Below are 24458 nucleotides of genomic sequence, written 5' to 3'. Positions count from 1 at the left end.
TCCCTTGTCTGGAGGACCACCCCATGGGCCGTTATCTCTTGAGACGGCTGCTGCAACTCGTGCCGGTGTTCATCGGCACGACGTTCCTGATCTACTGGCTCGTCTGGTCGGTGCCCGGCGACCCGTTCGCCGGCAAGTGCGGCGACCGCGGTTGCCCCCCGAACTACCGGGCCATGATGACCGAGAAGTACCATCTCGACGATTCGATCTGGGTGCAGTACGCCAGCTACATGAAGAACCTTTTCCAGGGCGACTTCGGTATCACGTTCGGCGGTCGCGAGATCAGCGACATCATCGCCACCTCGTACCCGAACACCCTGAAGCTGGCGGTGGTCGCGCTCGCCATCGAGGCCGTCATCGGTCTCGGCGCGGGCGTCCTCACCGGTCTCCGGCGTAACGGTTTCCTGGACAACCTGGTCCTGATCTCCACCCTCTTCCTGATCGCGCTGCCGGTCTTCGTCATCGGCTTCGTGCTCCAGTGGCTGCTCGGCGTGAAGTGGGGGATCATCAACCCCACCGTCTCGAACGAGATGCGGTTCAGCGAACTGATCGTGCCGGGCTTCGTGCTCGGCAGCGCCTCGATGGCGTACATCGCGCGTGTCGCGCGGACGAGCATCGCCGAGAACCGGCGGGCCGACTACGTCCGCACCGCCATCGCCAAGGGCCTCCCCATGCGCCGGGTCGTCGGCGTGCACCTGCTGCGCAACTCGCTCATCCCGGTGGTCACCCTGCTCGGCACCGACCTCGGCGCCCTGATGGGTGGCGCGATCATCACCGAGGGCATCTTCGGCATCAACGGCATCGGCCGCCAGGTGCTCCGGGCGATCGTCACCAAGGAGAGCGCTACCGTTGTCGGCATCGTGGTGGTGCTGGTGGTCGTCTATCTCGTGATGAACCTGCTGGTGGACCTGCTCTACGCCGCCCTGGACCCGAGGATCCGCTATGAGTGACCCGAGTACCGCGTCGATCGTCTCGACGCCGCCCGCGACCATGCCGACCGAGGCAGGCTCCGGCGCGCCCGTGAACGCCGGCCTGCCGGACAGCGCGAAGAAGCAGAAGCCGCGTGGCCTGCTCGGCGACGCCTGGCGCGACCTGCGCCGCAAGCCGCTGTTCTGGATCTCCGCTTCGTTCATCCTGCTCTTCGTGGTGATGGCGGCGTTCCCCTCGCTGTTCACCTCCGGCGACGCCGTCAACGGCGCGCTGTCCCGCAGCCGGGTCGAGCCGTCGGCCGACGCCTGGTTCGGCTACGACGTGCAGGGCCGCGACGTGTACGCCCGGGTGATCTACGGTGCCCGCGCCTCGATCGTGGTGGCGCTGCTGTCGACCATCCTCACCCTGGTGTTCGGTGGCGCGATGGGCATCATCGCCGGCTACCGCGGCGGCTGGGTGGACGCGGTCCTGTCTCGGATCGCGGACATCTTCTTCGGCCTGCCGTTCGTGCTCGGCTCGATCGTCATCCTGACCACGTTCAACGGCTCGGGCACCGACAACGGTGAGTGGACGATCATGGGGCTGGTCATCCTGTCTCTGACCGTGCTGAGCTGGCCGGTCGTGATGCGGCTGATGCGCTCCTCGGTGCTCGCCACCAAGGAGGCCGACTACATCGTGGCGGCCCGTGCGCTGGGTGCCGGCACCGGCCGGATCATCCTCAAGCACCTGCTGCCGAACTGCCTGGCGCCGCTGCTGGTGTACGGCACGATCATGGTCGGCTCGTTCATCGGCGCGGAGGCCACGCTGTCCTTCCTGGGCATCGGCCTGAAGAGCCCGGTGGTCTCCTGGGGCATCATGATCAGCGAGGCGCAGAACTACATCCGGGTCTCGCCGTTCCTCCTGTTCTTCCCCTCCGCGTTCCTCGTCGTCGCCGTGTTGAGCTTCGTGATGCTCGGCGAGGCGGTCCGCGAAGCCCTCGACCCGAAGCTCCGATAGGGGAACTGAGTTGTCCGACATTCTCGTGTCCGAGCAGTCCGCGCCGGGCGCCGACGGATCCGGCCGCCCCTCGGGCCGCCTGCTCGAGGTCGACGGCCTGCGGGTGGAGTTCCGCACCCGGGACGGTGTCGCCAAGGTCATCAACGGGGTGACGTACCACGTCGACGCGGGGGAGACCCTCGCCGTGCTCGGCGAGTCCGGCTCCGGCAAGAGCGTCACCGCGCAGACCATCATGGGCATCCTCGACACCCCGCCCGGCTTCGTCACCGGAGGCCAGGTCCGCTTCCACGGCAAGGACATGCTCAAGATGTCCTCCGAGCAGCGGCGTCGGATCCGGGGTGAAGGCATTGCGATGATCTTCCAGGACTCGCTCTCCGCCCTCAACCCGGTTTTCACCGTCGGCTTCCAGATCGCCGAGCAGTTCCGCATCCGGCGCGGCATGAGCCGCTCGGACGCCAAGAAGCGCGCGATCGAGATGCTCGACCAGGTGAAGATCCCGAACGCCAAGGGTCGGTACAGCAACTACCCGCACCAGTTCTCGGGTGGTATGCGGCAGCGCGCCATGATCGCCATGTCGCTGGCGCTCGACCCCGAGGTGCTGATCGCCGACGAGCCGACCACCGCGCTGGACGTGACCGTGCAGGCCCAGATCATGGACCTGCTCGGCGAGCTCCAGCGGGAGCGGCAGATGGGCATGATCCTGATCACCCACGACCTCGGCGTGGTCGCCGACGTCGCGGACCGGATCGCGGTCATGTACGCCGGCCGGATCGTCGAGGAAGCCGACGTGTACGACCTGTACGCCAAGCCGGCGCACCCGTACACCCTCGGCCTGCTCAACTCGATCCCGCGGATGGACGAGAAGGGGCAGGAGCTCCGCACCATCAAGGGCCTCCCGCCGAACCTGATGAACATCCCGCCGGGCTGCGCCTTCAACCCGCGCTGCCCCATGGCGCAGCCGGTGTGCCGGGAGAAGGTGCCCCCGCTGCTGCAGTTGGGCCGCGGCCGGGCCAGCGCCTGCCACTTCGCCGAGGAGCTCGTGAACCGTGACTGAGAACATCATCGAGGTCCGTGACCTGGTCAAGCACTACCCCGTGACCCGGGGTGTGGTGTTCAAGAAGACCATCGGTCACGTCAAGGCGGTCGACGGCGTCTCCTTCGACCTGAAGGCCGGCGAGACCCTCGGCGTGGTCGGTGAGTCCGGCTGCGGCAAGTCGACGCTCGCCCGGGTGCTGATGAACCTGGAGAAGCCGACCGCCGGCCAGGTGCTCTACAAGGGCCAGGACATCTCCAAGCTCTCCGGCGGGGCGCTGCGGCGCCTGCGCCGGCAGATCCAGCTGGTGATGCAGGACCCGTACACCTCGCTGAACCCGCGCATGACGGTCGGCGACCTGATCGGCGAGCCGTTCGAGATCCACCCCGAGGTGGCTCCGCGGCGGTCCCGCCGGGACAAGGTCAAGGAGCTGCTCGACCTGGTCGGCCTCAACCCGGAGCACATCAACCGGTACCCGCACCAGTTCTCCGGCGGCCAGCGGCAGCGCATCGGCATCGCCCGGGCGCTGGCCCTGCGGCCCGAGGTCATCGTCTGCGACGAGCCGGTGTCGGCCCTGGACGTGTCGATCCAGGCGCAGGTCATGAACCTGCTGGAGAAGCTCCAGGCCGAGTTCGGTCTCTCGTACGTCTTCATCGCCCACGACCTGTCGGTCGTGCGCCACCTGTCCGACCGGGTCGCCGTCATGTACCTGGGCAAGATGGTGGAGGTCGGCACCGAGGACGAGATCTACGAGCGGCCGACCCACCCGTACACCCAGGCGCTGCTGTCGGCGGTGCCGGTGCCGGACCCGACCGTGCGGGAGAGCAAGGCGATCATCCGGCTCCAGGGTGACGTCCCCTCGCCGGTCAGCCCGCCCTCGGGCTGCCGGTTCCGCACCCGGTGCTGGAAGGCGCAGGACGTCTGCGCCCAGGAGGCGCCGCTGCTCCAGATCCGGCGGGGCTCGGACCACCCGAGCGCCTGCCACTTCGCGGAGAAGCGGGAGATCGTCGCCACCCACGACGCGGCCTGATCCACCCCGGACCGCCTGCCGGCGTCAACTGGACGCCGGCAGGCGGTTCGTCGTATCCGGCGGCCGCCGCCCCGCCGGCGAGGGTCACAGCGGTCCGCGGCCGGCGCGCAGCAGCAGGAGCGCGAGCTGGGTGCCGTCGGCGCCGAGCGCCTGGCGGAACCGCTCCAGGATCTCCCGCTCCCGGGAGAGCACCAGCCGGGTGCCGCCGGAGGCCATCCGGGTGGCCCCGACCTCCTGTGAGAGCGCGGCCCGCTCCTGCCAGAGCGCGATGATGGTGCGGTCGATCTCGTCGATCCGCTCCCGGATCTCGCTGATCCGCTCGGCCGCCGCCGAGTCGCCGGTGCCGGTCCGTGCCGCCGCGGCCCCGGTCGGGTCACCGCCGGCGGGCCGGTCGTGCGGCGCCGCGCTGCCGTCCACCACGTCAGTCATCATCGTCGTACCCCTCGGGGTCTCGGGCCCGGTACCCGGATCCCGGGACGGAAAAGCCCCGGGCTCCAGGAGCCCGGGGCTTTTCGTAGGTCTGTGATCAGGCGCGACCTACGGCTGCCGGACTCCCGGTGCCGTAGTAAAAGTAGAAGCGCTGACCGAACACGCCGTCGAGTATGCCGAGCCGGGTGCCGCCCGCGCAAGGAAACCCGCCAACAGGTGGGACGTGACGCCGCCGTCCCGTCGGGCCGCGCGGGCGGGAAGTGTCCGGCCGTCGGCATAGACTTCCGGTGCGATGCATCCTCTCTTCGACATCCCCGCGTCCCCGCCCGCGCCGGAGCGCCCGGCGCACCGGCCCGACTCCCGCGCGGCCGGCGGCCACAATTCGGCCTCGGCCTCGGCGCCGCGCCGTGACCCGAGACCGTCTGCCCGGCCGGATCCGCAGGCCCTCCTCGACGGCCTGAACGGCCCCCAGCGGGACGCGGTCACCCATTCCGGGTCGCCGCTGCTCATCGTGGCCGGCGCCGGCTCCGGCAAGACCCGGGTGCTGACCAACCGGATCGCCTACCTGCTCGCCGCGCGGGACGTGCACCCCGGCGAGATCATCGCGATCACCTTCACCAACAAGGCCGCCGGTGAGATGAAGGAGCGGGTCGCCGCCCTGGTCGGCCCGCGCGCCCGGTTGATGTGGGTCTCGACCTTCCACTCGGCCTGCGTCCGGATCCTGCGCGCCGAGCACGAGCACGCGGGCCTGAAGTCCACCTTCTCGATCTACGACGCCGACGACTCCCGGCGGCTCATGCAGCTGGTCGCCCGCGAGCTGGACCTGGACCCGAAGCGTCACCCGGCGCGCGGCCTGGCCGCCCAGGTCTCCAACCTGAAGAACGAGCTGGTCGACCCGGAGGAGTTCGCCGGCCGCGCCAAGGGCCCCAACGAGCGGGCGCTGGCCGAGGCCTACACGCTCTACCAGCGGCGGCTGCGCGAGGCGCACGCGCTGGACTTCGACGACCTGATCATGGCGACGGTGCACCTGCTCCAGTCGCACCCGCACGTCGCGGAGAGCTACCGGCGGCGGTTCCGGCACGTGCTGGTCGACGAGTACCAGGACACCAACCACGCCCAGTACGTGCTGATCAAGGAGCTGGTCTCCGGCACCGAGGGTGTCCCGCCGGCCGAGCTCTGCGTGGTCGGTGACGCCGACCAGTCGATCTACGCGTTCCGTGGCGCCACCATCCGCAACATCCTGGAGTTCGAGCGCGACTTCACCGACGCCCGGACGATCCTGCTGGAGCAGAACTACCGCTCCACCCAGACCATCCTCAACGCCGCCAACGCGGTGATCGACCGGAACACCTCCCGCAAGCCCAAGCGGCTCTGGAGCGACGCCGGGGCCGGGGAGCAGATCGTCGGCTACGTGGCCGACACCGAGCACGCCGAGGCGGACTGGGTGGCCCGGGAGATCGACCGGCTGGTCGACGCCGGCGAGACCCGCCCCGGCGACGTGGCGGTCTTCTACCGCACCAATGCCATGTCCCGCGTCTTCGAGGAGGTGTTCATCCGGGTCGGCCTGCCCTACAAGGTGGTCGGCGGGGTGCGCTTCTACGAGCGCAAGGAGGTCCGTGACGCGCTGGCCTACCTGCGCGCGGTGGTCAACGACGACGACACGGTCAGCCTGCGCCGGATCCTCAACACCCCGCGCCGGGGCATCGGCGAGCGCGCCGAGGCGTGCGTGGAGGCGCTGTCCGGCCGTGACCGGATCTCGTTCGGCGCGGCGCTGCGCCGGGCCAAGGACGCCCCGGGGATCTCCACCCGGGCCGCCAACGGCATCGCCGAGTTCGTCGCGCTGCTCGACGAGGCGCGCGAGCTGGCCGCCACCGGCACCCCCGAGGAGGTGCTGGAGGCCCTGCTGACCCGCTCGGGCTACCTGGCCGAGCTGGAGGAGAGCCTCGACCCGCAGGACGCCGGCCGCGTGGACAACCTCCAGGAACTGGTCAGCGTCGCCCGGGAGTACACCGAGCGGATCGAGGCGCTGGGCGAGGAGGACGAGCGGGCCACCCTGGCCGGTTTCCTGGAGCAGGTGGCGCTCGTCGCCGACGCTGACCAGATCCCCGCCGACGACCCGGACCACCAGGGCGTGGTGACCCTCATGACCCTGCACACCGCCAAGGGCCTGGAGTTCCCGGTGGTGTTCCTGAGCGGCCTGGAGGACGGCGTCTTCCCGCACCTGCGCTCGCTCGGCGACACGCGCGAGCTGGAGGAGGAGCGGCGACTGGCCTACGTGGGCATCACCCGCGCCCGGCAGCGCCTCTACCTGTCCCGGGCGGTCACCCGCTCGGCCTGGGGCGCGCCGGCCTACAACCCGCCGTCGCGGTTCCTCGAGGAGCTGCCGACCGAGCTGGTCCGCTGGGAGCGCACCGAGGGGGCGTACACCTCGTGGGGCGGTGGGGGCGGCGGCGTCGGCGGCCGGGCGGACCGCGCGCCCGGCGGGCGCGGCGGCTTCACCGGGGGCACGCCCAAGGCGACCCAGCTCGCCAAGCGGCTCGGGGTGGACGCCAGCCGGCTGGCCACCGCGAGCGAGCTGAAGCAGGCGCCCAAGGTCTCGGTTGGCGACCGGGTCAACCACCAGCGCTACGGCCTCGGCCGGGTGCTCGCGGTGGAGGGGCAGGGCCCGGGCGCCCGGGCGCAGATCGACTTCGGCGACCAGACCATGTGGCTGGTCCTCCGGCACGCCCCGATCGACAAGCTCTGAGCCGAGTGAGGCCCGGCCCGGCGACGCGCCGGACCGGGCCCCTCCCTCGTGCCGTGGCCCGTCAGCAGGCCACGTCGATGCCCCGGGCGCGCAGGAACGGCGCCGGGTCGATCTGGTTCCACATGGCGCCCTTGTGCACCTCGAAGTGCAGGTGCGGGCCGGTGGCGTCGCCGGTGGCGCCCTCGTAGCCGATGACCTGACCGGCCTTCACCTTGTCGCCGACGCTGACGATCAGCCGGCTCTGGTGGGCGTAGTGGGTCAGGTAGCCGTTGGCGTGGTCGATGAAGACCGAGTTGCCGTACCCGTCGCCGACGTCGCCGGCCTTGACCACCGTGCCCGCCGCGGCGGCGTGGATGGGCGTGCCCGCCGGCATGGCGAAGTCGATGCCGGCGTGCAGGGTGCCCCACCGCTGCCCGTAGCAGGAGGTGATGCCGGCGCCCTTCATGGGGATGACCCAGGCCGGCTTCGGCTTGGTGGTCTTCTTCGGCTTCGGCTTGGCCGGTGCGGTCTTCGTCGGCGTCGGCGTCGGCGTCGGGCTCGCGGTCGGGCTCGGCGACGCAGTGGCCGAGGGGGTGACCGGGGCGGGCGACTCGCGGGCCGAGCGATCGGCGCGGGCGGCGGCCTCAGCGCGCGCCTGGGCGTCGAAGTCGACGGCGGCGGGGGTCGGGGCACCGTGGTCGGTGGTGGCGACGGAGACGCCGCCGACGCCGAGGCCCAGCAGGGCCACCGCGCCGACGACGAAATATGCGGTACGCCGGACCGGGCGCTGGCGCCGGTGCCGGGCGGGAGCGATGTCCGGGGTGTTCTCGTTCTGGATGGAGCTGTCTTCCTGCACGGAAACCTTCATCAGTCGAGGGGCACGTGACCTCGAAATACTGGTGTCGGCCGGGCTGGGGGCGGGTACGGGGTTCGGGAGGACCGGCGGGGCGCGTGACGGCCCCTGCCCGGGTTTCCGCCGGGCTGGGCGGTTTGCTGCCGAAAAGGATCATGCGGGGCTGTGGCTCCGGCCACATTCGTGGTTGTGACCCAGCAGACTTCGCCCCAGACGAAACCGCCCGGATCGACTGATCCGGGCGGTCAACGGGCGATGCGTAGCGTCAGGAAGCGGCTACCTCGCTGTAGATTGCCTCGACTTCGAGCTGGATGTCCACTCCGCGGTCCTGCAGCCACGGCACCGGGTCCAGCGGCTGGCCGTTGACATGGATCTCCAGGTGCAGGTGCGAACCGTAGGAGTGCCCGGTGTTGCCGACCAGGCCGAGCTGCTGGCCCGCCTTCACCTGCTGCCCCTCCTTGACGGTCACGGCCGAGGAGTGGCCGTAGATGGCCTCGCTGCCGTCCGCGTGCTTGACGATCACCGCGTAGCCGTAGCCGCCGAACCAGCCGGCCTTGGTGACCTGGCCGTCGTGGATCGCCTGGTAGGGCGTGCCCTCCGGGGCGACCAGGTCGATGCCGGTGTGCAGCTTGCCCCAGCGCATGCCGTAGGGCGACTGGAAGTCGTAGCCGTGCAGGGGGAGCAGCCAGGTGTCCTGCTCGGTGGCGGACTTGCCGGCGCGCTCGTCACGGGTGGCGCGGTCGTCGCTCTTGGCCCGGGCCGCGGCGTCCTGGCTGGTGATCGAGGCCTGCTTGAGCTCGTCGAGGACCGACGGGCTGACGCTCTTGGCGTCGGGGAGGGCGTTCGCGCCGAGGGCGACGATGCCGGCTCCCACGAAGGCGGTGGTCACGACCGCGGCGTAGCGGCTCCGCGGGGGGGTGGGTACGCGGCGGCGGCCGCGATATCTATCGGGCTCAGACGACAGGCGCTGGCGCACGCACACCCTCCGTTGTCGGGGATCCGATGCGACTCCGGACCGTTCGGTGAAGCTCGGTCGAACCTCCGGTGTCGCGTCGTCACCCGTCCGTGGACCTGATGACAACCGTGGACACGTTAGCCAACCGCCACTCCTGTCACAAGCCGAAGCGCCGAATTGGGGTTTCTTTCTGTCCGTTTCCGTCCGCTCTTGTCATAGCTCGTGCCACCGGTCGGGTGGCCCGACAACCGCCTGATCGTCGCGGACAGTGACCGTTCGGCGGAGGTGTCCGGCTTCCCGCGCGCGGGGCCGGACGGTAAGACGCAGCCCGGGTTTCCGGCCCCGGGCAGGTCGGGTTACCGTTCGTTCAGGTCAGGAGTGCCGGAGCCGTGAAAGGTGTGCGCTGATGAGCTCTCGTATCCGGGTCGTCGTCGCGAAGCCCGGCCTGGACGGCCACGACCGGGGCGCGAAGGTCGTCGCCCGTGCCCTGCGTGACGCAGGCATGGAGGTCATCTACACCGGCCTGCACCAGACCCCGGAGCAGATCGTGGAGACCGCGATCCAGGAGGACGCCGACGCAGTCGGGCTCTCGGTCCTCTCCGGCGCGCACATGACGCTCTTCAAGCGGGTCCTCGAGCTGCTCGCCGAGCGCGACGCGGCCGACATCGTGGTCTTCGGCGGCGGCATCATCCCGGACGCCGACATCCCGGAACTCCAGCGGCTCGGCGTCGCCAAGATCTTCACCCCCGGCGCCACCACTCAGTCGATCGTGGACTGGGTCCGCGAGAACGTCGCCCAGCCGGTCGCCTGACCTACGGGTCGCCGCCGGCATCGGGACTGGCCCGCCCGCACCCCCCACATGGTTGATCAAGAAGTTTGCGTCAGGAACGTGCCCTCTCCCGACGCAAACCTCTTGATCAACTCGGGTGGTGGACGGCGTCGGCGGTTCCGCGGGGTGCGGTCGGTGCCTAGGAGCTTGATGACGTGGACGGATCGGAGCGGGTGGCTCTTCGTGGGAGCCTTTCGAGCTGACGTCGCGGATGACTCGCTGCGAGCTGCGAGCTGCGAGCTGCGGGCGATCTAGGCGTGAGTCGTCCAGTGCGGTGCTGCGGGCTGCGGGCTGCGGGCGATTCAGGCGTGACTCGTCCACGTCATCAGGGTTGTAAGCGGTGCGAGGCGGTGGCTCAGGTCGCGGCCGGCAAGTAGGCCAGGATCTGCGATTGATTTCGGGGCCACGACGGGTCCGATGGCTGGGACGGCGCTCGGCCGGTCCGACGTCGACGTTCGGGTTCGCCGGCTCGCCGAGGTGGCGGTGTCGTGGCGGCCGGGTTGCGGCCAGATCGGCGTTGTGGCGGCGATCGGCGGTGTCCGGACAGGGGGAGGGGCCGGACGCACCCCTCACACGTCCGGCCCCTCTATGCACGATGCCCCGCCGCCACCCCTCGACCGACAGGGCATCGGCCGCTCCCGTCGTCGCGCCTTACCAGCGCTCCGACATCAGACTCAACGACGCCCTCAACAGGGGGTTACGCCTGTTCTGCAACATCCCCCGGACGGCTGACAACCCGCATCCCGGACGCCCTGACGGGCCGATTCCGGCGGGGCCTCGCGCCCCCGCGCGCGGGTCGTAGGGTGTGCCTGCCCGGACCGCGTCCCGCGGTCGACGAGCCCGCCGTGACCCAGCCGCCGTACCCCCAGCCCGACCTCGCCGGGAGCCCGCCGTGACCCAGCCGTCGTACCCGCAGCCCGACCCCGCCGGTGGCCAGCCCCCGCCGCCCCCGGGGTGGCCAGCGCAGCCACCCGGCGAGGCGTGGCCCGCGCAGCCACCCGGCGAGGCATGGCCCGCGCAGCCACCCGGCGAGGCGTGGCCCGCGCAGCAACCCGCCCACGGTTGGACCGCACCCCAGCAGCATGGTCAGCCCGGTTGGCCGGCTCCACAGCACCAGGCCGCCCAGCATCGGCCCCCCGCGCCGCAGCACCAGCCCCCCGCGCCGCAGCACCAGCCCCCCGCGCCGCAGCACCAGCCCCCCGCGCCGCAGCACCAGCCCGGGCCGCAGCATCAGCCTGCGCCGCAGCACCAGCCTGCGCCGCAGTACCCGCCTGCCCCGCAGCAGCCGGCGCCCGGTTGGCCCGGTGCGTACCAGCAGCACGCTCCGTACCAGCAGCCGGCGCCGGGCTGGCCGCAGGCGTATCACCCCGGGCCGGCGCGGCCGCCGGTGGCGCCGACCGCGAAGCGGATTCCGGAGGACCAGCCGTACGTGGTCCGACCGAGTCTGCGCAAGCGCGCGCTGACGCTCGGGCTGGTGACCCTGGCGGTCGGCCTGGTGATCGCCTGCCCGATCGGTCTCGCCGCGTCGTCCGAGAACGGTGGCGCCGGGCTGCTCCTCATCGTTCCCGTCGTGATGCTGGTCTTCGCCGTGCCGATCGGCCTCCAGCTCTGGCTGGTCTCCTCCGGCGGCCCGGTGCTCGCGCTCGGGCCGGCCGGGCTGTGGATCAAGACGCGGCCGACCCGAGGGCAGGCGATCTGGCTGCCGTGGGAGGCGGTCGAGCGGGTCTACGTGCGGCGCTGGGGGCTGGAGAAGGTGCTCTGCGTGAAGCCGCGGGACCCGCGGGTGGGCAGCGGGCTCGGCGCGTTCACCGCCCTCGACTCGGGAATGCAGCAGGCGTTCTTCGGCACCGGCTTCACCGCCACAGTGAACCACGCCGACCGGAGCGAGGACGAGATCATGCGAGCGGTGGTCGGGTACGTGGCCGGTCGCTGCCGGGTGGGCTGAGCCGGGCGCGCCAGACAGAGGTGGCTGTGCATTACCGCACACCGTGCACCCGCTCGGTTGCCGCCGGTTCCCATCTCGTTAGGCTGCGGCAAATGGCCTGTCTCATCTGATGACAGGCGTCAAACTGATTTTCCAACGCTGGTGGCGGCGCGACGGCGCGCCGCGGAGACGGGACGGGACGCGCAATCGTGGACCTGTACGAGTACCAGGGGCGGGACCTGTTCGAGCGGCACGGCTTGCCCGTGCTCGCCGGCGGCGTCGCCACTACCCCGGAGGAGGCCCGCGCGATCGCCGAGCGCCTCGGCGGCCGGGTGGTCGTCAAGGCGCAGGTGAAGGTCGGCGGCCGCGGCAAGGCCGGCGGCGTGAAGCTGGCCGAGGGCGCGGAGGAGACGGTGGCCCGCGCCACCGACATCCTCGGCATGGACATCAAGGGTCACACGGTCCACAAGGTCATGATCACCGTGACCGCGGACGTGGCCGAGGAGTACTACTTCTCGTACCTGCTCGACCGGGCGAACCGCACCTTCCTCTGCATCGCCAGCGTGGCCGGCGGCATGGACATCGAGCAGGTCGCCGCCGACACCCCCGAGAAGGTCGTCAAGGCCCCGATCGACGCCAACACCGGCGTGGACGAGGCCAAGGCGCGCGAGATCGTGAGCGCGGCCGGCTTCCCGGCCCAGGTCGCCGACCAGGTGGTCGAGGTCGCGGTCAAGCTGTGGCAGGCGTTCGTCGCCGAGGACGCCACGCTGGTCGAGGTGAACCCGCTGGCCACGACCAAGGACGGCAAGCTGCTGCTGCTGGACGCCAAGGTCACCCTCGACGAGAACGCCGCGTTCCGGCACCCGGACCACGAGGCCCTGGTCGACCAGGCGTCGGTGGACCCGCTGGAGCAGGCCGCCAAGGAGAAGGACCTCAACTACGTCAAGCTCGACGGCGAGGTCGGCATCATCGGCAACGGCGCGGGCCTGGTCATGTCCACGCTCGACGTGGTCGCGTACGCCGGTGAGCGGCACGGCGGCGTCAAGCCGGCCAACTTCCTCGACATCGGCGGCGGCGCGAGCGCCGAGGTCATGGCGAACGGCCTGGAGATCGTCCTCTCCGACCCGTCGGTGAAGAGCGTCTTCGTCAACGTCTTCGGCGGCATCACCGCGTGCGACGCGGTCGCCAACGGCATCGTGCAGGCGCTGGCGCTGCTCGAGCAGCGCGGCGAGAAGGCCACCAAGCCGCTCGTCGTCCGCCTCGACGGCAACAACGCCGAGGCCGGTCGGGCGATCCTCGACGGCGCGAACAACCCGCTGATCCAGCGGGTCGACACCATGGACGGCGCGGCCGAGCGGGCCGCCGAGCTGGCAGCTGCGGGGGTCTGACAATGGCTATCTGGCTGACCAAGGACTCCAAGGTCATCGTGCAGGGGATGACCGGTTCCGAGGGTTCCAAGCACACCCGGCGGATGCTCGCCGCCGGCACCAACGTCGTCGGCGGCGTCAACCCGCGCAAGGCGGGCCAGAAGGTCGACTTCGACGGCACCGAGCTGCCGGTCTTCGCGTCCGTGGCGGACGCCATGAAGGAGACCGGGGCTGACGTCACCGTCATCTTCGTGCCGCCGCAGTTCACCAAGGCCGCGGTGGTCGAGGCGATCGACGCCGGCATCGACCTGGCCGTGGTGATCACCGAGGGCGTGCCGGTGCACGACACCGCCGCGTTCTGGGCGTACAACGTGGCCAAGGGTGAGCGGACCCGGATCATCGGCCCGAACTGCCCGGGCATCGCCTCGCCGGGCGCCTCCAACGCCGGCATCATCCCGGCCGACATCACCGGCTCCGGCCGGATCGGCCTGGTCAGCAAGAGCGGCACGCTGACCTACCAGATGATGTACGAGCTGCGGGACATCGGCTTCTCCACCTGCGTCGGCATCGGCGGTGACCCGATCATCGGCACCACCCACATCGACGCCCTGGCCGCCTTCGAGGCGGACCCGGAGACCGAGGCGATCGTCATGATCGGTGAGATCGGCGGCGACGCCGAGGAGCGGGCGGCCGAGTTCATCAAGGCCAACGTCACCAAGCCGGTGGTCGGCTACATCGCCGGCTTCACCGCCCCGCCCGGCAAGACCATGGGCCACGCCGGCGCCATCATCTCCGGCTCGGCGGGCACCGCCGACGCGAAGAAGGCGGCGCTGGAGGCGGTCGGCGTGAAGGTCGGCAAGACCCCGACCGAGACCGCCAAGCTGATGCGGGAGATCATGTCCGGCCGCTGAGCGGTCCCGTGACGTGCCGAGGGGGTCGACCGCGTCCGGTCGGCCCCCTCACGCTTCCTACCGGTACCAGTAGGGGGAGTAGTAGTTGCCCCGGGACCGGATGATGGCGCTGGCGATGAGGTTGATGACGCCGAACGCGATGGCCAGCCAGCCGAGCAGCGGGGACTTGCCGAAGCGCTTCGCGTCCCGGATCGACAGGTAGCCGAAGACGATGCCGAGGATGCCGCAGCAGAGCAGGCCCGTGACGATCCCCAGGATGCCCCAGAGTGTGGTCCGGTCCCGGCCGGCGGCCGGTGGCGGCGGGGGCGGCGGATACGGAGCGTTCACGGCTTCCTCCGAGCGGTCGGTGCCGCGACAGGAAAGGTCGCGTCCTGGGCCGAGGCTAAACCGGATCCGGGCCGCCGAGCCGGTGGATCAGGGAACTCGCCGTGGCCCCGGGGCGGTATCGGACTGCCGTCACCCGCGCGGCATGCCAGAGTAGAGCCGATGTCACGCGTCACCCCTGACCAGCCTCGCCAGCCCGCCGCCGAGGTCGCCGCCGACACCCGGCCGACCCGCCGTGCCGGGCCGGCGCCGCGGGTGCCCGCACCCCGGTCGGGGGAGCCGCCGCGCGGCCGGGCCCCGCTGCCCGTCGCCGCCGGGGTGGCCGCCCTCTGGGCCGCCGTGACGTCGTGGCTGCCGGTCTCCGTGGTGCTCGGCCTGGCCCAGCTCAGCGAGGACGCCGGCTCGGTGCCCGGCGCGCTCCGCGCCGGGCTGGTCGGCTGGCTGCTCGGGCACGGCGTGCCGCTGGAGACCTCCGCCGGGCCGCTCGGCCTGGCGCCGCTCGCCCTGACCGCGCTCGCCGTCTGGCGGCTCACCCGCGCCGGGGTCCACGTGAGCCGCGCCATCGGCGCGCGGGGCCGGCGCTCGCCGGGCCGGGCGCTCACCGTCGCGGTCGCGGTCGGCCTCGCGTACGGGGTGCTCGGCACCCTCGCCGCGCTCGCGGTCGGCGTGGGCGGGCTGCGGGTGTCCCCGGTCCGGGCCGGGCTGACCTTCGCGGTCCTCGGTGGGCTCGCGGCCCTGGCCGGTGCGCTGCGGACCACCGGTGTCTGGGTCCTGCTGACCCGCCGTTCCCCGGCGGCGCTGCGTGACGGCGTGCGCACCGGGCTGGTCGCCGTCCTGCTGCTGCTCGGGGCGGGCGCCGGTGCGGCCGGGCTGGCCGTGGCCACCGGAGGCGGCGACGCGGCCGACATGATCGGGGCGTACCGGACGGGGGTGGCCGGTCAGGCGGGCATCACCCTGGTGAGCCTCGCCTACGCGCCGAACGCCACCGTCTGGTCGGCGAGTTACCTGCTCGGGCCCGGGTTCGCCGTGGGCACCGACACCGCCGTGCGGACCAGCGAGGTGTCCGTCGGCGCGCTGCCGGCCGTACCCTTGCTGGCCGGCCTGCCGCGTGGCCCGGTGGACGGGCTGGGCGCCGCGCTGCTCGCGGTGCCCGTGCTGGCCGCCATGGCGGCCGGCTGGCTGCTGGCCCGGCGGCTGCTGCGGCTCGCGGCCGACGACCGCGCCCCGGTCGGGTGGTCCACCCTGCTCGTCCCGGCGGCGCTCGCCGGTCCGGTCGCCGGGCTGCTGCTCGGCCTGGCCGCGGCGGCCTCCGGCGGTCCGCTCGGCGGCGGCCGGCTGGCCGAGATCGGCCCGTCGCCCTGGCTGGTGGCGGGCGTGGCCACGCTGGTGGTCGCCGTCGGCGCACTCCTCGGCGCCGCCGCCGGCCGCACCCTCACCCGCACCCCGGCCCGCTGAATCCGCGCCGGGCCCGCAGACGGTGAAGGGGCGCCCCGTTGCTCGCGGGACGCCCCTTCCGCCACCGGAGATGATCAGGGCTCGGTCGGCAGGTTCACGTTGGCGACGACGGCGAGGATGAGCAGCAGGATGCCCAGACCGGCGCCGACCGCGCCGCAGATGAGACCGACCTTGGCCTGGCCGGCGTTGCTGGCCTCGCCCCGGTCCGCCTTCTGCTTGGCCAGGTAGCCGGTGACCACACCGGCGATGCCGAGCGGGATCCCCAGGTAGAGGCAGCACACCATCGGGATCGACGCGATGCCCAGGATCATCGACACCAGGCCGAGCGTGTTGTTCTGGCCGCCGCCGGTGGGGTAGCCGGCCTGCGGGTACTGCGGCGCGGCGCCGTACGGCTGCTGCTGCGCGTACGGGTCCTGGCCGTAGGGCTGGCCGGAGCTCGGCTGCTGGCCGTACGGCTGGCCGGAGGTGGGCTGCTGGCCGTACTGCGGGGCCTGTGGCGGCTGGGCGTACGGGTCCTGCCCGTACGGCTGGCCCGAGGTGGGCTGCTGCCCGTACTGCGGCGCCTGCGGCTGCTGGCCGTACGGGTTGTACTGCGGGGAGGTCGGGTCCTGGTTCGGCTGCTGCTGGCCGTAGGGGTCCTGACCGGGGTAACCGGGCTGCATCTGCGGAGCGCTCCTCAAACTGGGGGGTCGACGGTCCATGGGACGCCGCGGCACGACGGGCCCGGGACCGAGGTCACGATGCCGACACCGGGCCGGGCGTACGCACGGCACCGGGCGACGGCAGCGTATCGTGCCGGCGCCACGAGGGAGATCACCCGCGCGGCCGCCGCCCAGCCGTCGGACACCCCGCCCGGCCCGATAGGGTTGCCGCGTGACCGAGCCCGCGTCCGTCGCCCGCCTCGTCGTCCTCGTCTCCGGTTCCGGCAGCAACCTCCAGGCGCTGCTGGACGCCGCCGCCGACCCCGCGTACGGGGCCCGGGTGGTGGCCGTGGGCGCCGACCGCGACGGGATCGCCGGCCTGGACCGGGCCGCCGCGGCCGGTGTGCCGGCCTTCGTCGAGCGGCTGAAGGACCACCCGACCCGCGAGGACTGGGACAAGGCGCTCACCGCCCGGGTCGCCGAGCACCGGCCGGACCTGGTCATCAGCGCCGGTTTCCTCAAGCTTGTCGGCCCGCAGTTCCTGGCCGCGTTCGGGGACCGCTACCTGAACACGCACAACACCCTGCTGCCGGCGTTCCCCGGCATCCACGGCCCGCGGGACGCGCTGGCGTACGGCGTCAAGGTCACCGGAGCCACCCTGTTCTTCGTCGACGCCGGGATGGACACCGGCCCGATCGTCGCCCAGGTCGCCGTGCCGGTGCGGGATGACGACGACGAGGAGACGCTCACCGAGCGCATCAAGTCCGCCGAGCGGCGCCAGCTCGTCGAGCAGGTCGGTCGGCTGGTCCGTGAAGGTTGGACGATCACCGGCAGAAAGGTCACCGTGCCGTGAGCACCACTGAGGACGTGCGCCGCCCGATCCGGCGGGCGCTGGTCAGCGTCTACGACAAGACCGGGCTGGTCGAGCTGGCCCGGGCCCTGCACGAGGCGGGGGTGGAGATCGTCTCGACCGGCAGCACCGCGTCGACGATCTCCGGGGCGGGCGTGCCGGTGACCCCGGTCGAGCAGGTGACCGGTTTCCCGGAGATCCTCGACGGCCGGGTGAAGACGCTGCACCCGAAGATCCACGGCGGCCTCCTGGCCGACCTGCGCAAGGACGCGCACGCCGCCCAGCTCGACGAGCACGGCATCGCCGGCATCGACCTGCTGGTCTCCAACCTCTACCCGTTCCAGGCCACGGTCGCCTCGGGGGCGAGCCAGGACGAGTGCGTCGAGCAGATCGACATCGGCGGTCCGGCGATGGTCCGGGCCGCGGCCAAGAACCACGCCTCGGTGGCCGTGGTGACCGACCCGGCGGCCTACCCGGCGCTGCGGGAGGCGCTGGCCGAGGGCGGCTTCACCCTCTCCCAGCGCCGCGCCCTCGCGGCCCGCGCGTTCGCCGACATCGCCGACTACGACGTGGCCGTCGCCGAGTGGTTCGCCCGCGAGCTGGCACCCGCCGCCGACGGGTGGCCCGCGTTCGCCGGGCTGGCGCTGCGCCGCCAGGCGGTGCTGCGCTACGGCGAGAACCCGCACCAGGCGGCCGCCCTCTACGCCGACCCGGCCAGCCCGGCCGGCCTGGCGCAGGCCGAGCAGCTGCACGGCAAGGAGATGTCCTACAACAACTACGTCGACGCCGACGCCGCCTGGCGGGCCGCGAACGACTTCCCCGAGCAGCCGGCGGTGGCGATCATCAAGCACGCCAACCCGTGCGGCATCGCGGTCGGGGCGGACGTGGCCGAGGCGCACCGCCGGGCGCACGCCTGCGACCCGGTGTCCGCGTACGGCGGGGTGATCGCGGTCAACCGGCCGGTCTCGGTCGAGCTGGCCCGGCAGGTCGCGGAGATCTTCACCGAGGTGCTGGTGGCGCCCGGCTTCGATGAGGGCGCCCTGGAGGTCCTCCGGGCGAAGAAGAACATCCGCCTGCTGCGGGCCCCGGAGTTCGATCCGCTGCCGGCCGAGTGGCGGCAGGTCACCGGCGGTGTGCTGGTGCAGATGCGGGACAAGATCGACGCCGCGGGCGACGACCCGGCGAGCTGGACGCTGGCCACCGGTGAGGCGGCCGACGAGGCCACCCTGCGTGACCTGGCGTTCGCCTGGCGGGCGGTCCGGGCCGTGAAGAGCAACGCCATCCTCCTGGCGCGGGACGGCGCCACGGTCGGCGTGGGGATGGGCCAGGTCAACCGGGTCGACTCGGCGCAGCTCGCGGTCTCCCGGGCCGGCGCCGAGCGGGCCCGCGGCTCGGTCTGTGCCTCGGACGCCTTCTTCCCGTTCGCCGACGGCCCGAAGATCCTCATCGACGCCGGCGTCCGGGCCATCGTGCAGCCCGGCGGCTCGATCCGCGACGAGGAGACCATCGCCGCCTGCAAGGAGGCCGGGGTGACCATGTACCTCACCGGCACCCGGCACTTCTTCCACTGATCTGCACCGAACCCGGCAGGGGCGCGGCCGACCGGCCGCGCCCCTGTTTCATGTGGTGCCCGCCTTGATTCGAGCGATGTCACGAGTGGACGGCTGACCAGCCGAAAGGACGACTGTCCACCATTGCCGGGTTGTGACAGCTGTTGCTAGCGTTGTCCCGCAGCAAGCGATCGACCCTCCCCGTTTCTGCTCGACTCGCTCCCGCCCCGCGGCCGACGCGCCGCCCGCTCGAGCGGCCACCCCCTCGGACAGGTTTGCCCATGCGCGCAGTCGACCGGTTGAGCACCGTCGTCGTCGCGCTGGCGTTCGTCCTGGCCGGCCTGGGCGCGCCCGGCTGCGCCAACCACCATCCGCCCGGCGCGACGGTCACCGCCGCGCACGCCGCCGCCCACGTCGGCGAGCACGGTGCCGCCGCCGCCCCCCACGCGCCCGGCGACGCTCCGCCGGAGCTGCGGACGGCGTTCGCCGGCGGGCCCTGCGGTGACCACCGCGCAGGTGTCACCGTCGGCGACGGACCGGACGACGTCCTTCCGGCCGCGCCCCCGCGGGTCGGCGGCACGCCCGAGCGGGTGGCCGTCACGAGCACCCGTGGTCAGCCGGCCCTCCCGTTGCCGCCACGCGGCACCCTGGCCACCCGCGGCCCACCGGCCTCCGCCTGACCCCGCCCGCCTCCGCCGGACGTGACCCGAGGTCCGTCCGGGCGTTCCGCCGGCTCGGGGTCCCTCTCGGACGGTGACCGTCCGACCGCGGTGGCGCCGTCGTGCGTCATCCGTCCCTCGTCTTCCATCCCGGGCCGCAGGCCCGTACCCCCTCGAATCCGGGAGGATTCACATGTCGCAGTCACGCTGGCGCAGGCCGGCGACGATAGCGGGCGCGCTGGTGCTCACCGCCGCGCTCGGTGGCGTGGTCGCCACCAACCACGAGGTGCAGGAGAAGCTGGGCCTGGCCGACGAGCCGGGCGCCAACATGCCCTGGCACCCCAGAGAGTTCATGGAGATGGCCGCCGGCGAGTCGTCGGAGGAGGCCGGCGAGGAGGCCTTCGAGGCCCGCACCATCGCCGAGCAGTTCGCCCAGGCCCGCTACGCCCCGGGCATCGTCGCGCCGGGGGCGTACGCCAACGCGTTGAGCCAGCTCAACGCGATGCCCGTCACCAAGGGCAACTGGCGCGAGGTCACGAAGATCAAGTACGACGGCGACGACCCGCGCTACCGCGACTACGCGTCCAACTCGTCCGGGGGCGCGGGCCTGGTCACCGGCCGGATCACGGGCCTCGCGTCGGACAACAGCGGCCACGTGTACGCGGCCGGCGCGGACGGCGGCGTGTGGCGTTCCTCGATCGGCGGCGGGAGCTGGACGCCGATCACGGACGCGCTGCCCACCCTGTCCAGCGGCGACGTCGTGCTGGCCGGCGACGGTTCGCTCTGGTACGCGACCGGCGAGGGCAACACCGGCGGCACCTCGTACGTCGGCGCCGGCGTCTACCGGCTGGCCGACCCGAAGTCCGGCGCGTTCAAGGCGACCGACCGGGTCGGCGGGACCGAGCTGGAGAGCACGGTCATCAACAAGCTGCGCTTCTTCGACGGCAAGGTCTGGGTCGCCACCAACCGGGGCCTGTTCTCGCACGCGATGGGCAGCACCTCGGGCGCCTGGAAGCTGGAGTTCGCGCCGAACGCGGAATACCTGCCGGGCGGGGCGAAGGCTGGAGACGCGAACGCCGCGTACAAGAACATCGTCAACGACGTGGCCCAGGACCCGCGCAACCCGAAGCACGTGATCGCGGCCTCCGCCTGGCGCTCCGGCGACAGCTACAACGGCTTCTACGAGACCGCCGACTACACGGCCGGCGGCTGGGCGAAGGTCAACCCGACCGGCGCCATGCCGGCCGACGACATCGGCTACGTGACGTTCGCCTTCTCCGCCGACGGCGGCAAGCTGTACGCGATCAACCAGTCGCCGAAGCTGCTCAACAAGCCGGCCGGCAACGTGAACAGCTACCTCGACGGCATCTACGTCTCCAACACCGGCAACCCGGCCGGCCCCTGGAACAAGATCGCCGACTCGTCGAAGCTGGGCAACTCCGGCTCTGCGCTCAAGCAGACCGTGATGGGCAAGGGCTACGGCCCGGGCATCCAGGCCTGGTACAACCAGTTCCTGGCGGTGGACCCGGCCAACCCGAACCACCTCTGGGCGGGCCTCGAGGAGGTCTACGAGTCGACCGACGCCGGCGCCAACTGGAAGACCGTCGGCCCGTACTGGAACTTCAACTTCCCCTGCTGGAACATCCACGACGCGCAGAACACCTGCAGCAAGACCACCCACTCCGACCAGCACTCGGTGGCCGTGGGCAACGGTTTCGTCTACGTCGGCAACGACGGCGGCGTCTACCGGCGGCCGATCAACGGGAAGACCGACCGGGACGGGCACGCCACCGACTGGCAGAGCCTCAACGACGGCGCCATCGACGCGCTCCAGTACTACTCGGTGGCGCTGGGCAAGGACCCGGCGAAGGCCGGCACCATCGTCTCCGGCGGCCTCCAGGACAACGGCACCTCGATCCTGCGCCCCGGCGACACCGTGATGGGCTCGCACTTCGGCGGTGACGGCGGCGACTCCCAGGCCGACCCGGCGAACGGCTGCCGGCAGGTCCAGGAGTACACCAACCTGGCCATGCGGGTGACCGAGAACTGCAACGCCAACACCGGCTCGGGCACGCAGGCGGACTCCACCTCGCGGGACATCCAGCCGTACACCAACGCGCCCGGCGACGAGCTGGCCCGGTTCATCGCGCCGTTCGCGCCCGACGACCACGACGCGAACGTCTGGGTCGCCGGTGGGCAGCACGTCTGGGTCAACACCAAGGGCTACTCGATCCAGAACGGCAAGGGCTGGACCAACGTGTTCGACCTGGGCGCCGGTCACACCGCCACCTCGGTGGCGGTCTCCGGCGGCACCGCGTACGTCGGCTGGTGCGGCCCCTGCAACAACGCCGGCTTCGCCCGGGGCCTCGCGGTCGGCAAGGTCACCGACCCGGCGAGCTGGCACCAGGTCACCCTGCCGGGTGACTTCCCCAACCGGTTCCTCCAGGGCGTCGGGATCGACCCGGCGAACCCGTCGCACGCCTACGTCGCCGTGAACGGCTTCTCCCGCCGCTTCACCGAGGGTCCGGGCGCCGGCTTCGGCCACGTCTTTGAGACCACCGACGCGGGCGCGACCTGGAAGGACGTCTCGGCGAACCTGCCGGACGTGCCGGCCAGCTCGATCAAGGAGCTGTCCAACGGAGGTCTGGTGCTGGCCACCGACCTGGCCACGTTCTACCGCGCTCCGGGCGCCACCGCCTGGCAGCGGCTCGGCGCCGGCCTGCCGCTGACCGTCGGCATGGACGTCGAGTACAACGCGGCCGACAACTCGGTCTACGTCGCGACCCACGGCCGCGGCATCTGGGCGTTCCCCCTCGCCCAGCTCTGACCGGGACGCCCCGTGCAGAGGCCCCGTCCCCCCTTCCTCCGGGGGACGGGGCCTCCGTCGTGCGCGGGGCTCAGGCGCCGGGGCGTACCTCGGCGAAGTGGCAGGCCGAGGGGTGCGGGTCGGCCGCGCGGAGCACCGTGTGCGGCTCCTGGGTGGCGCAGACCTCCTGCGCCTTCCAGCAGCGGGTGCGGAACCGGCAGCCCGACGGCGGGTCGGCCGGGCTGGGCACATCGCCGGTGAGCCGGATGATGGTCCGCTCCTCGCGGGCGTCCGGGTCCGGCACCGGCACCGCGGAGAGCAGCGCCTGGGTGTACGGGTGGGTCGCCCGCTCGTAGATCTCCTCCTCGGTGCCGATCTCGACGATCTTGCCGAGGTACATGACCGCGACCCGGTCGGAGATGTGCCGGACCACCGACAGGTCGTGCGCGATGAAGATGTACGACAGCCCGAACTCGTCCTGGAGCTGCTCCAGCAGGTTGATCACCTGGGCCTGGATGGAGACGTCCAGGGCCGACACCGGCTCGTCGCAGACGATGACCTCCGGCCGCAGGGCCAGCGCCCGGGCGATGCCGATGCGCTGACGCTGGCCGCCGGAGAACTGGTGCGGGTAGCGGTTGATGTGCTCGGGGTTCAGCCCGACCACGTCCAGCAGCTCCTGCACGCGCCGCTGCCGGCTGCCCTTCGGCGCCGCCTCGGGGTGGATCGAGAACGGCTCGCCGATGATGTCGCCGACCGTCATCCGCGGGTTGAGCGAGGTGTACGGGTCCTGCATCACCATCTGCATGTTGCGGCGCAGCCGGCGCAGCTCGGAGCCGGACGCCTTGAACAGGTCCCGGCCCTCCAGGGTGGCCCGGCCGCTGGTCGGCGTCTCCAGGCGCATGAGCAGCCGGGCCAGGGTCGACTTGCCGCAGCCGGATTCGCCGACCACGCCGAGCGTCTCGCCGCGGCGCAGCTCGAAGCTGACCCCGTCGACCGCCTTGACCGCGCCGATCTGCTTCTGGAACAGCACGCCCCGGCTGATCGGGAAGTGCTTCACCACGTTGTCGACGGAGAGGATGGTCTCGCCGCGGACCTTGGTCGGGCTAGCGGGCGCTGTCATCACGAACCTCCTGCGCGAAGTGGCACGCGCTGGTCCGGCCGTCGCCGAGGACCAGGTCGTGCGGCACCACGTCCACGCAGACCTGCTGCACGTACGGGCACCGGGGGTGGAACGGGCAGCCGGAGGGGATCCGCATGAGGTTCGGCGGCAACCCCTTGATCGTCGACAGGGCCTGGCCGCGGACGTCCAGGCGCGGGATCGACTCCAGCAACCCCTTGGTGTACGGGTGGGCCGGCGCCCGGTACAGCGAGCGCACGTCGGCGTGCTCGACGATCCGGCCGGCGTACATGACGGCGATCCGGTCCGCGACGCCGGCGACCACGCCGAGGTCGTGGGTGATCAGGATCATCGCCATGTTCAGGTCGCGGCGCAGGTCGGCCAGCAGGTCCATGATCTGGGCCTGCACGGTGACGTCCAGCGCCGTGGTGGGCTCGTCGGCGATCAGCACCTTCGGGTCCAGGGCGAGCGCCATGGCGATCATGACGCGCTGCCGCATGCCGCCGGAGAACTGGTGCGGGTAGTCGCCGAGCCGCTTCGCAGCCGCGGGGATCTTCACGAGGTCCATGAGCTCGACGGCCCGCCGGCGGGCGCCGCCCCGGGACATCCCCTCCCGCTGGCGCAGCGTCTCGCCGATCTGCCAGCCGACCGGGAAGACCGGGTTCAACGCCGACAGCGCGTCCTGGAAGATCATCGCGATCTCCTTGCCGCGCACCTGCCGGCGCTGCTCCTCGGACTGGGCCAGCAGGTCCCGGCCCTGGTAGAGGATCTGGCCCGAGGTGACGTGCGCCGGAGGCGTGTCCAGGATGCCCATGATCGCCTGGGCGGTCACCGACTTGCCGGAGCCGGACTCGCCGAGCACGGCCAGGGTCTCGCCGGCGTCGAGGTGGTACGACACCCCGTTGATCACCCTGGCCACGCCCTCGCGGGTGCGGAACTCGACGTGCAGGTCCCGGACGTCGAGCAGGTGGCCGCCGGGCGGGGTGGGGGAGGCCGGCGTGGGCCGGACCGCGGACTGGGTCACAGAGTCTGCCTTTCGCTCGCGACTGCGGGGCTCGCTTCGCTCACTCCTCG

The 24458-nt window shown here is 72.0% G+C and carries 21 protein-coding genes; 14 read left to right on the top strand and 7 right to left on the bottom strand.

Annotated features, from left to right (window positions below):
* Positions 1-23: 23 nt before the first annotated feature.
* Genes GCE86_RS21565 through GCE86_RS21550 form a run of 4 tightly spaced genes read left to right on the top strand, consistent with a single transcriptional unit; the run spans position 24 to position 3989 of the window.
* Positions 24-950, top strand: coding sequence for an ABC transporter permease (locus GCE86_RS21565; protein WP_154228640.1), 927 nt, complete (start codon positions 24-26; stop codon positions 948-950).
* Positions 943-1926, top strand: a complete 984-nt coding sequence (locus GCE86_RS21560) for an ABC transporter permease (protein WP_154228639.1) — start codon at positions 943-945, stop codon at positions 1924-1926. Before GCE86_RS21565 ends, GCE86_RS21560 begins: the two co-directional genes overlap by 8 nt.
* A gap of 25 nt (positions 1927-1951) precedes the next feature.
* Positions 1952-2980 carry an ABC transporter ATP-binding protein gene (locus GCE86_RS21555; protein WP_154230614.1) on the top strand — a complete coding sequence of 343 codons (1029 nt, stop codon included), beginning with the start codon at positions 1952-1954 and terminating at the stop codon, positions 2978-2980.
* Positions 2973-3989, top strand: a complete 1017-nt coding sequence (locus GCE86_RS21550; protein ID WP_154228638.1) for an ABC transporter ATP-binding protein — start codon at positions 2973-2975, stop codon at positions 3987-3989. Before GCE86_RS21555 ends, GCE86_RS21550 begins: the two co-directional genes overlap by 8 nt.
* Positions 3990-4073: 84 nt before the next feature.
* Here GCE86_RS21550 and GCE86_RS21545 read toward each other — a convergent pair whose 3' ends face one another.
* Complete coding sequence (locus GCE86_RS21545) at positions 4074-4421, bottom strand: chorismate mutase (protein WP_154228637.1); 348 nt, start codon at positions 4419-4421, stop codon at positions 4074-4076.
* A gap of 289 nt (positions 4422-4710) precedes the next feature.
* Here GCE86_RS21545 and pcrA point away from each other — a divergent pair, with 289 nt between their 5' ends.
* A complete protein-coding gene (pcrA, locus tag GCE86_RS21540) occupies positions 4711-7164 on the top strand; it encodes a DNA helicase PcrA (RefSeq protein WP_154228636.1) in 2454 nt (817 codons plus the stop codon).
* Between the two features lie 61 nt (positions 7165-7225).
* On the opposite strand, the gene GCE86_RS21535 is transcribed toward pcrA, so the two are convergent.
* Both GCE86_RS21535 and GCE86_RS21530 read right to left on the bottom strand, forming a co-directional pair.
* A complete protein-coding gene (locus GCE86_RS21535) occupies positions 7226-8011 on the bottom strand; it encodes a M23 family metallopeptidase (protein ID WP_154228635.1) in 786 nt (261 codons plus the stop codon).
* Between the two features lie 250 nt (positions 8012-8261).
* On the bottom strand, positions 8262-8972 hold the full coding sequence (locus tag GCE86_RS21530; RefSeq protein ID WP_154228634.1) for a M23 family metallopeptidase: 711 nt from the start codon (positions 8970-8972) through the stop codon (positions 8262-8264).
* A 385-nt stretch (positions 8973-9357) separates the two neighbouring features.
* Between GCE86_RS21530 and icmB the strand changes: the two genes are divergently transcribed.
* The 4 genes from icmB (at position 9358) to sucD (ending at position 13982) form a co-directional block, all read left to right on the top strand.
* On the top strand, positions 9358-9762 hold the full coding sequence (icmB, locus tag GCE86_RS21525; protein WP_091262602.1) for a coenzyme B12-dependent isobutyryl CoA mutase small subunit: 405 nt from the start codon (positions 9358-9360) through the stop codon (positions 9760-9762).
* A gap of 1447 nt (positions 9763-11209) precedes the next feature.
* The gene (locus GCE86_RS21520) at positions 11210-11725 is read left to right on the top strand and encodes a hypothetical protein (protein WP_154228633.1); all 516 of its coding nucleotides are present in this window, start codon (positions 11210-11212) and stop codon (positions 11723-11725) included.
* Positions 11726-11913: 188 nt separating this feature from the next.
* Positions 11914-13092, top strand: coding sequence for an ADP-forming succinate--CoA ligase subunit beta (gene sucC / locus GCE86_RS21515; RefSeq protein WP_154228632.1), 1179 nt, complete (start codon positions 11914-11916; stop codon positions 13090-13092).
* A 2-nt stretch (positions 13093-13094) separates the two neighbouring features.
* Positions 13095-13982 (top strand): succinate--CoA ligase subunit alpha, encoded by an 888-nt coding sequence (gene sucD, locus GCE86_RS21510; protein ID WP_154228631.1) that lies wholly within the window; start codon positions 13095-13097, stop codon positions 13980-13982.
* 57 nt (positions 13983-14039) lie between these two features.
* Here sucD and GCE86_RS21505 read toward each other — a convergent pair whose 3' ends face one another.
* Positions 14040-14309, bottom strand: a complete 270-nt coding sequence (locus tag GCE86_RS21505; protein WP_154228630.1) for a DUF4190 domain-containing protein — start codon at positions 14307-14309, stop codon at positions 14040-14042.
* Positions 14310-14468: 159 nt separating this feature from the next.
* Between GCE86_RS21505 and GCE86_RS21500 the strand changes: the two genes are divergently transcribed.
* On the top strand, positions 14469-15761 hold the full coding sequence (locus GCE86_RS21500; protein ID WP_154228629.1) for a cell division protein PerM: 1293 nt from the start codon (positions 14469-14471) through the stop codon (positions 15759-15761).
* A 74-nt stretch (positions 15762-15835) separates the two neighbouring features.
* Here the strand turns inward: GCE86_RS21500 and GCE86_RS21495 are convergent, their stop codons facing one another.
* Positions 15836-16423, bottom strand: a complete 588-nt coding sequence (locus tag GCE86_RS21495; protein WP_154228628.1) for a DUF4190 domain-containing protein — start codon at positions 16421-16423, stop codon at positions 15836-15838.
* A 211-nt stretch (positions 16424-16634) separates the two neighbouring features.
* Between GCE86_RS21495 and purN the strand changes: the two genes are divergently transcribed.
* From purN to GCE86_RS21475, 4 genes are all read left to right on the top strand, one after another.
* Positions 16635-17255, top strand: coding sequence for a phosphoribosylglycinamide formyltransferase (purN, locus tag GCE86_RS21490; RefSeq protein ID WP_154228627.1), 621 nt, complete (start codon positions 16635-16637; stop codon positions 17253-17255).
* A complete protein-coding gene (gene purH, locus GCE86_RS21485; protein WP_154228626.1) occupies positions 17252-18823 on the top strand; it encodes a bifunctional phosphoribosylaminoimidazolecarboxamide formyltransferase/IMP cyclohydrolase in 1572 nt (523 codons plus the stop codon). Before purN ends, purH begins: the two co-directional genes overlap by 4 nt.
* 260 nt (positions 18824-19083) lie before the next feature.
* Positions 19084-19482, top strand: a complete 399-nt coding sequence (locus GCE86_RS21480; protein ID WP_154228625.1) for a hypothetical protein — start codon at positions 19084-19086, stop codon at positions 19480-19482.
* Positions 19483-19654: 172 nt separating this feature from the next.
* Positions 19655-22288, top strand: coding sequence for a beta propeller repeat protein (locus tag GCE86_RS21475; protein ID WP_154228624.1), 2634 nt, complete (start codon positions 19655-19657; stop codon positions 22286-22288).
* 70 nt (positions 22289-22358) lie between these two features.
* Here the strand turns inward: GCE86_RS21475 and GCE86_RS21470 are convergent, their stop codons facing one another.
* Positions 22359-23387: an ABC transporter ATP-binding protein gene (locus tag GCE86_RS21470; RefSeq protein ID WP_154228623.1), complete on the bottom strand. Its 1029-nt coding sequence runs from the start codon at positions 23385-23387 to the stop codon at positions 22359-22361.
* Positions 23371-24408, bottom strand: a complete 1038-nt coding sequence (locus GCE86_RS21465; RefSeq protein WP_154228622.1) for an ABC transporter ATP-binding protein — start codon at positions 24406-24408, stop codon at positions 23371-23373. The genes GCE86_RS21470 and GCE86_RS21465 overlap by 17 nt, the downstream gene beginning before the upstream one ends.
* Between the last annotated feature and the right edge of the window lie 50 nt (positions 24409-24458).

Source organism: Micromonospora terminaliae, from assembly GCF_009671205.1.
Classification (GTDB): domain Bacteria; phylum Actinomycetota; class Actinomycetes; order Mycobacteriales; family Micromonosporaceae; genus Micromonospora; species Micromonospora terminaliae.
This window is presented reverse-complemented; position numbering and strand designations above follow the sequence as displayed.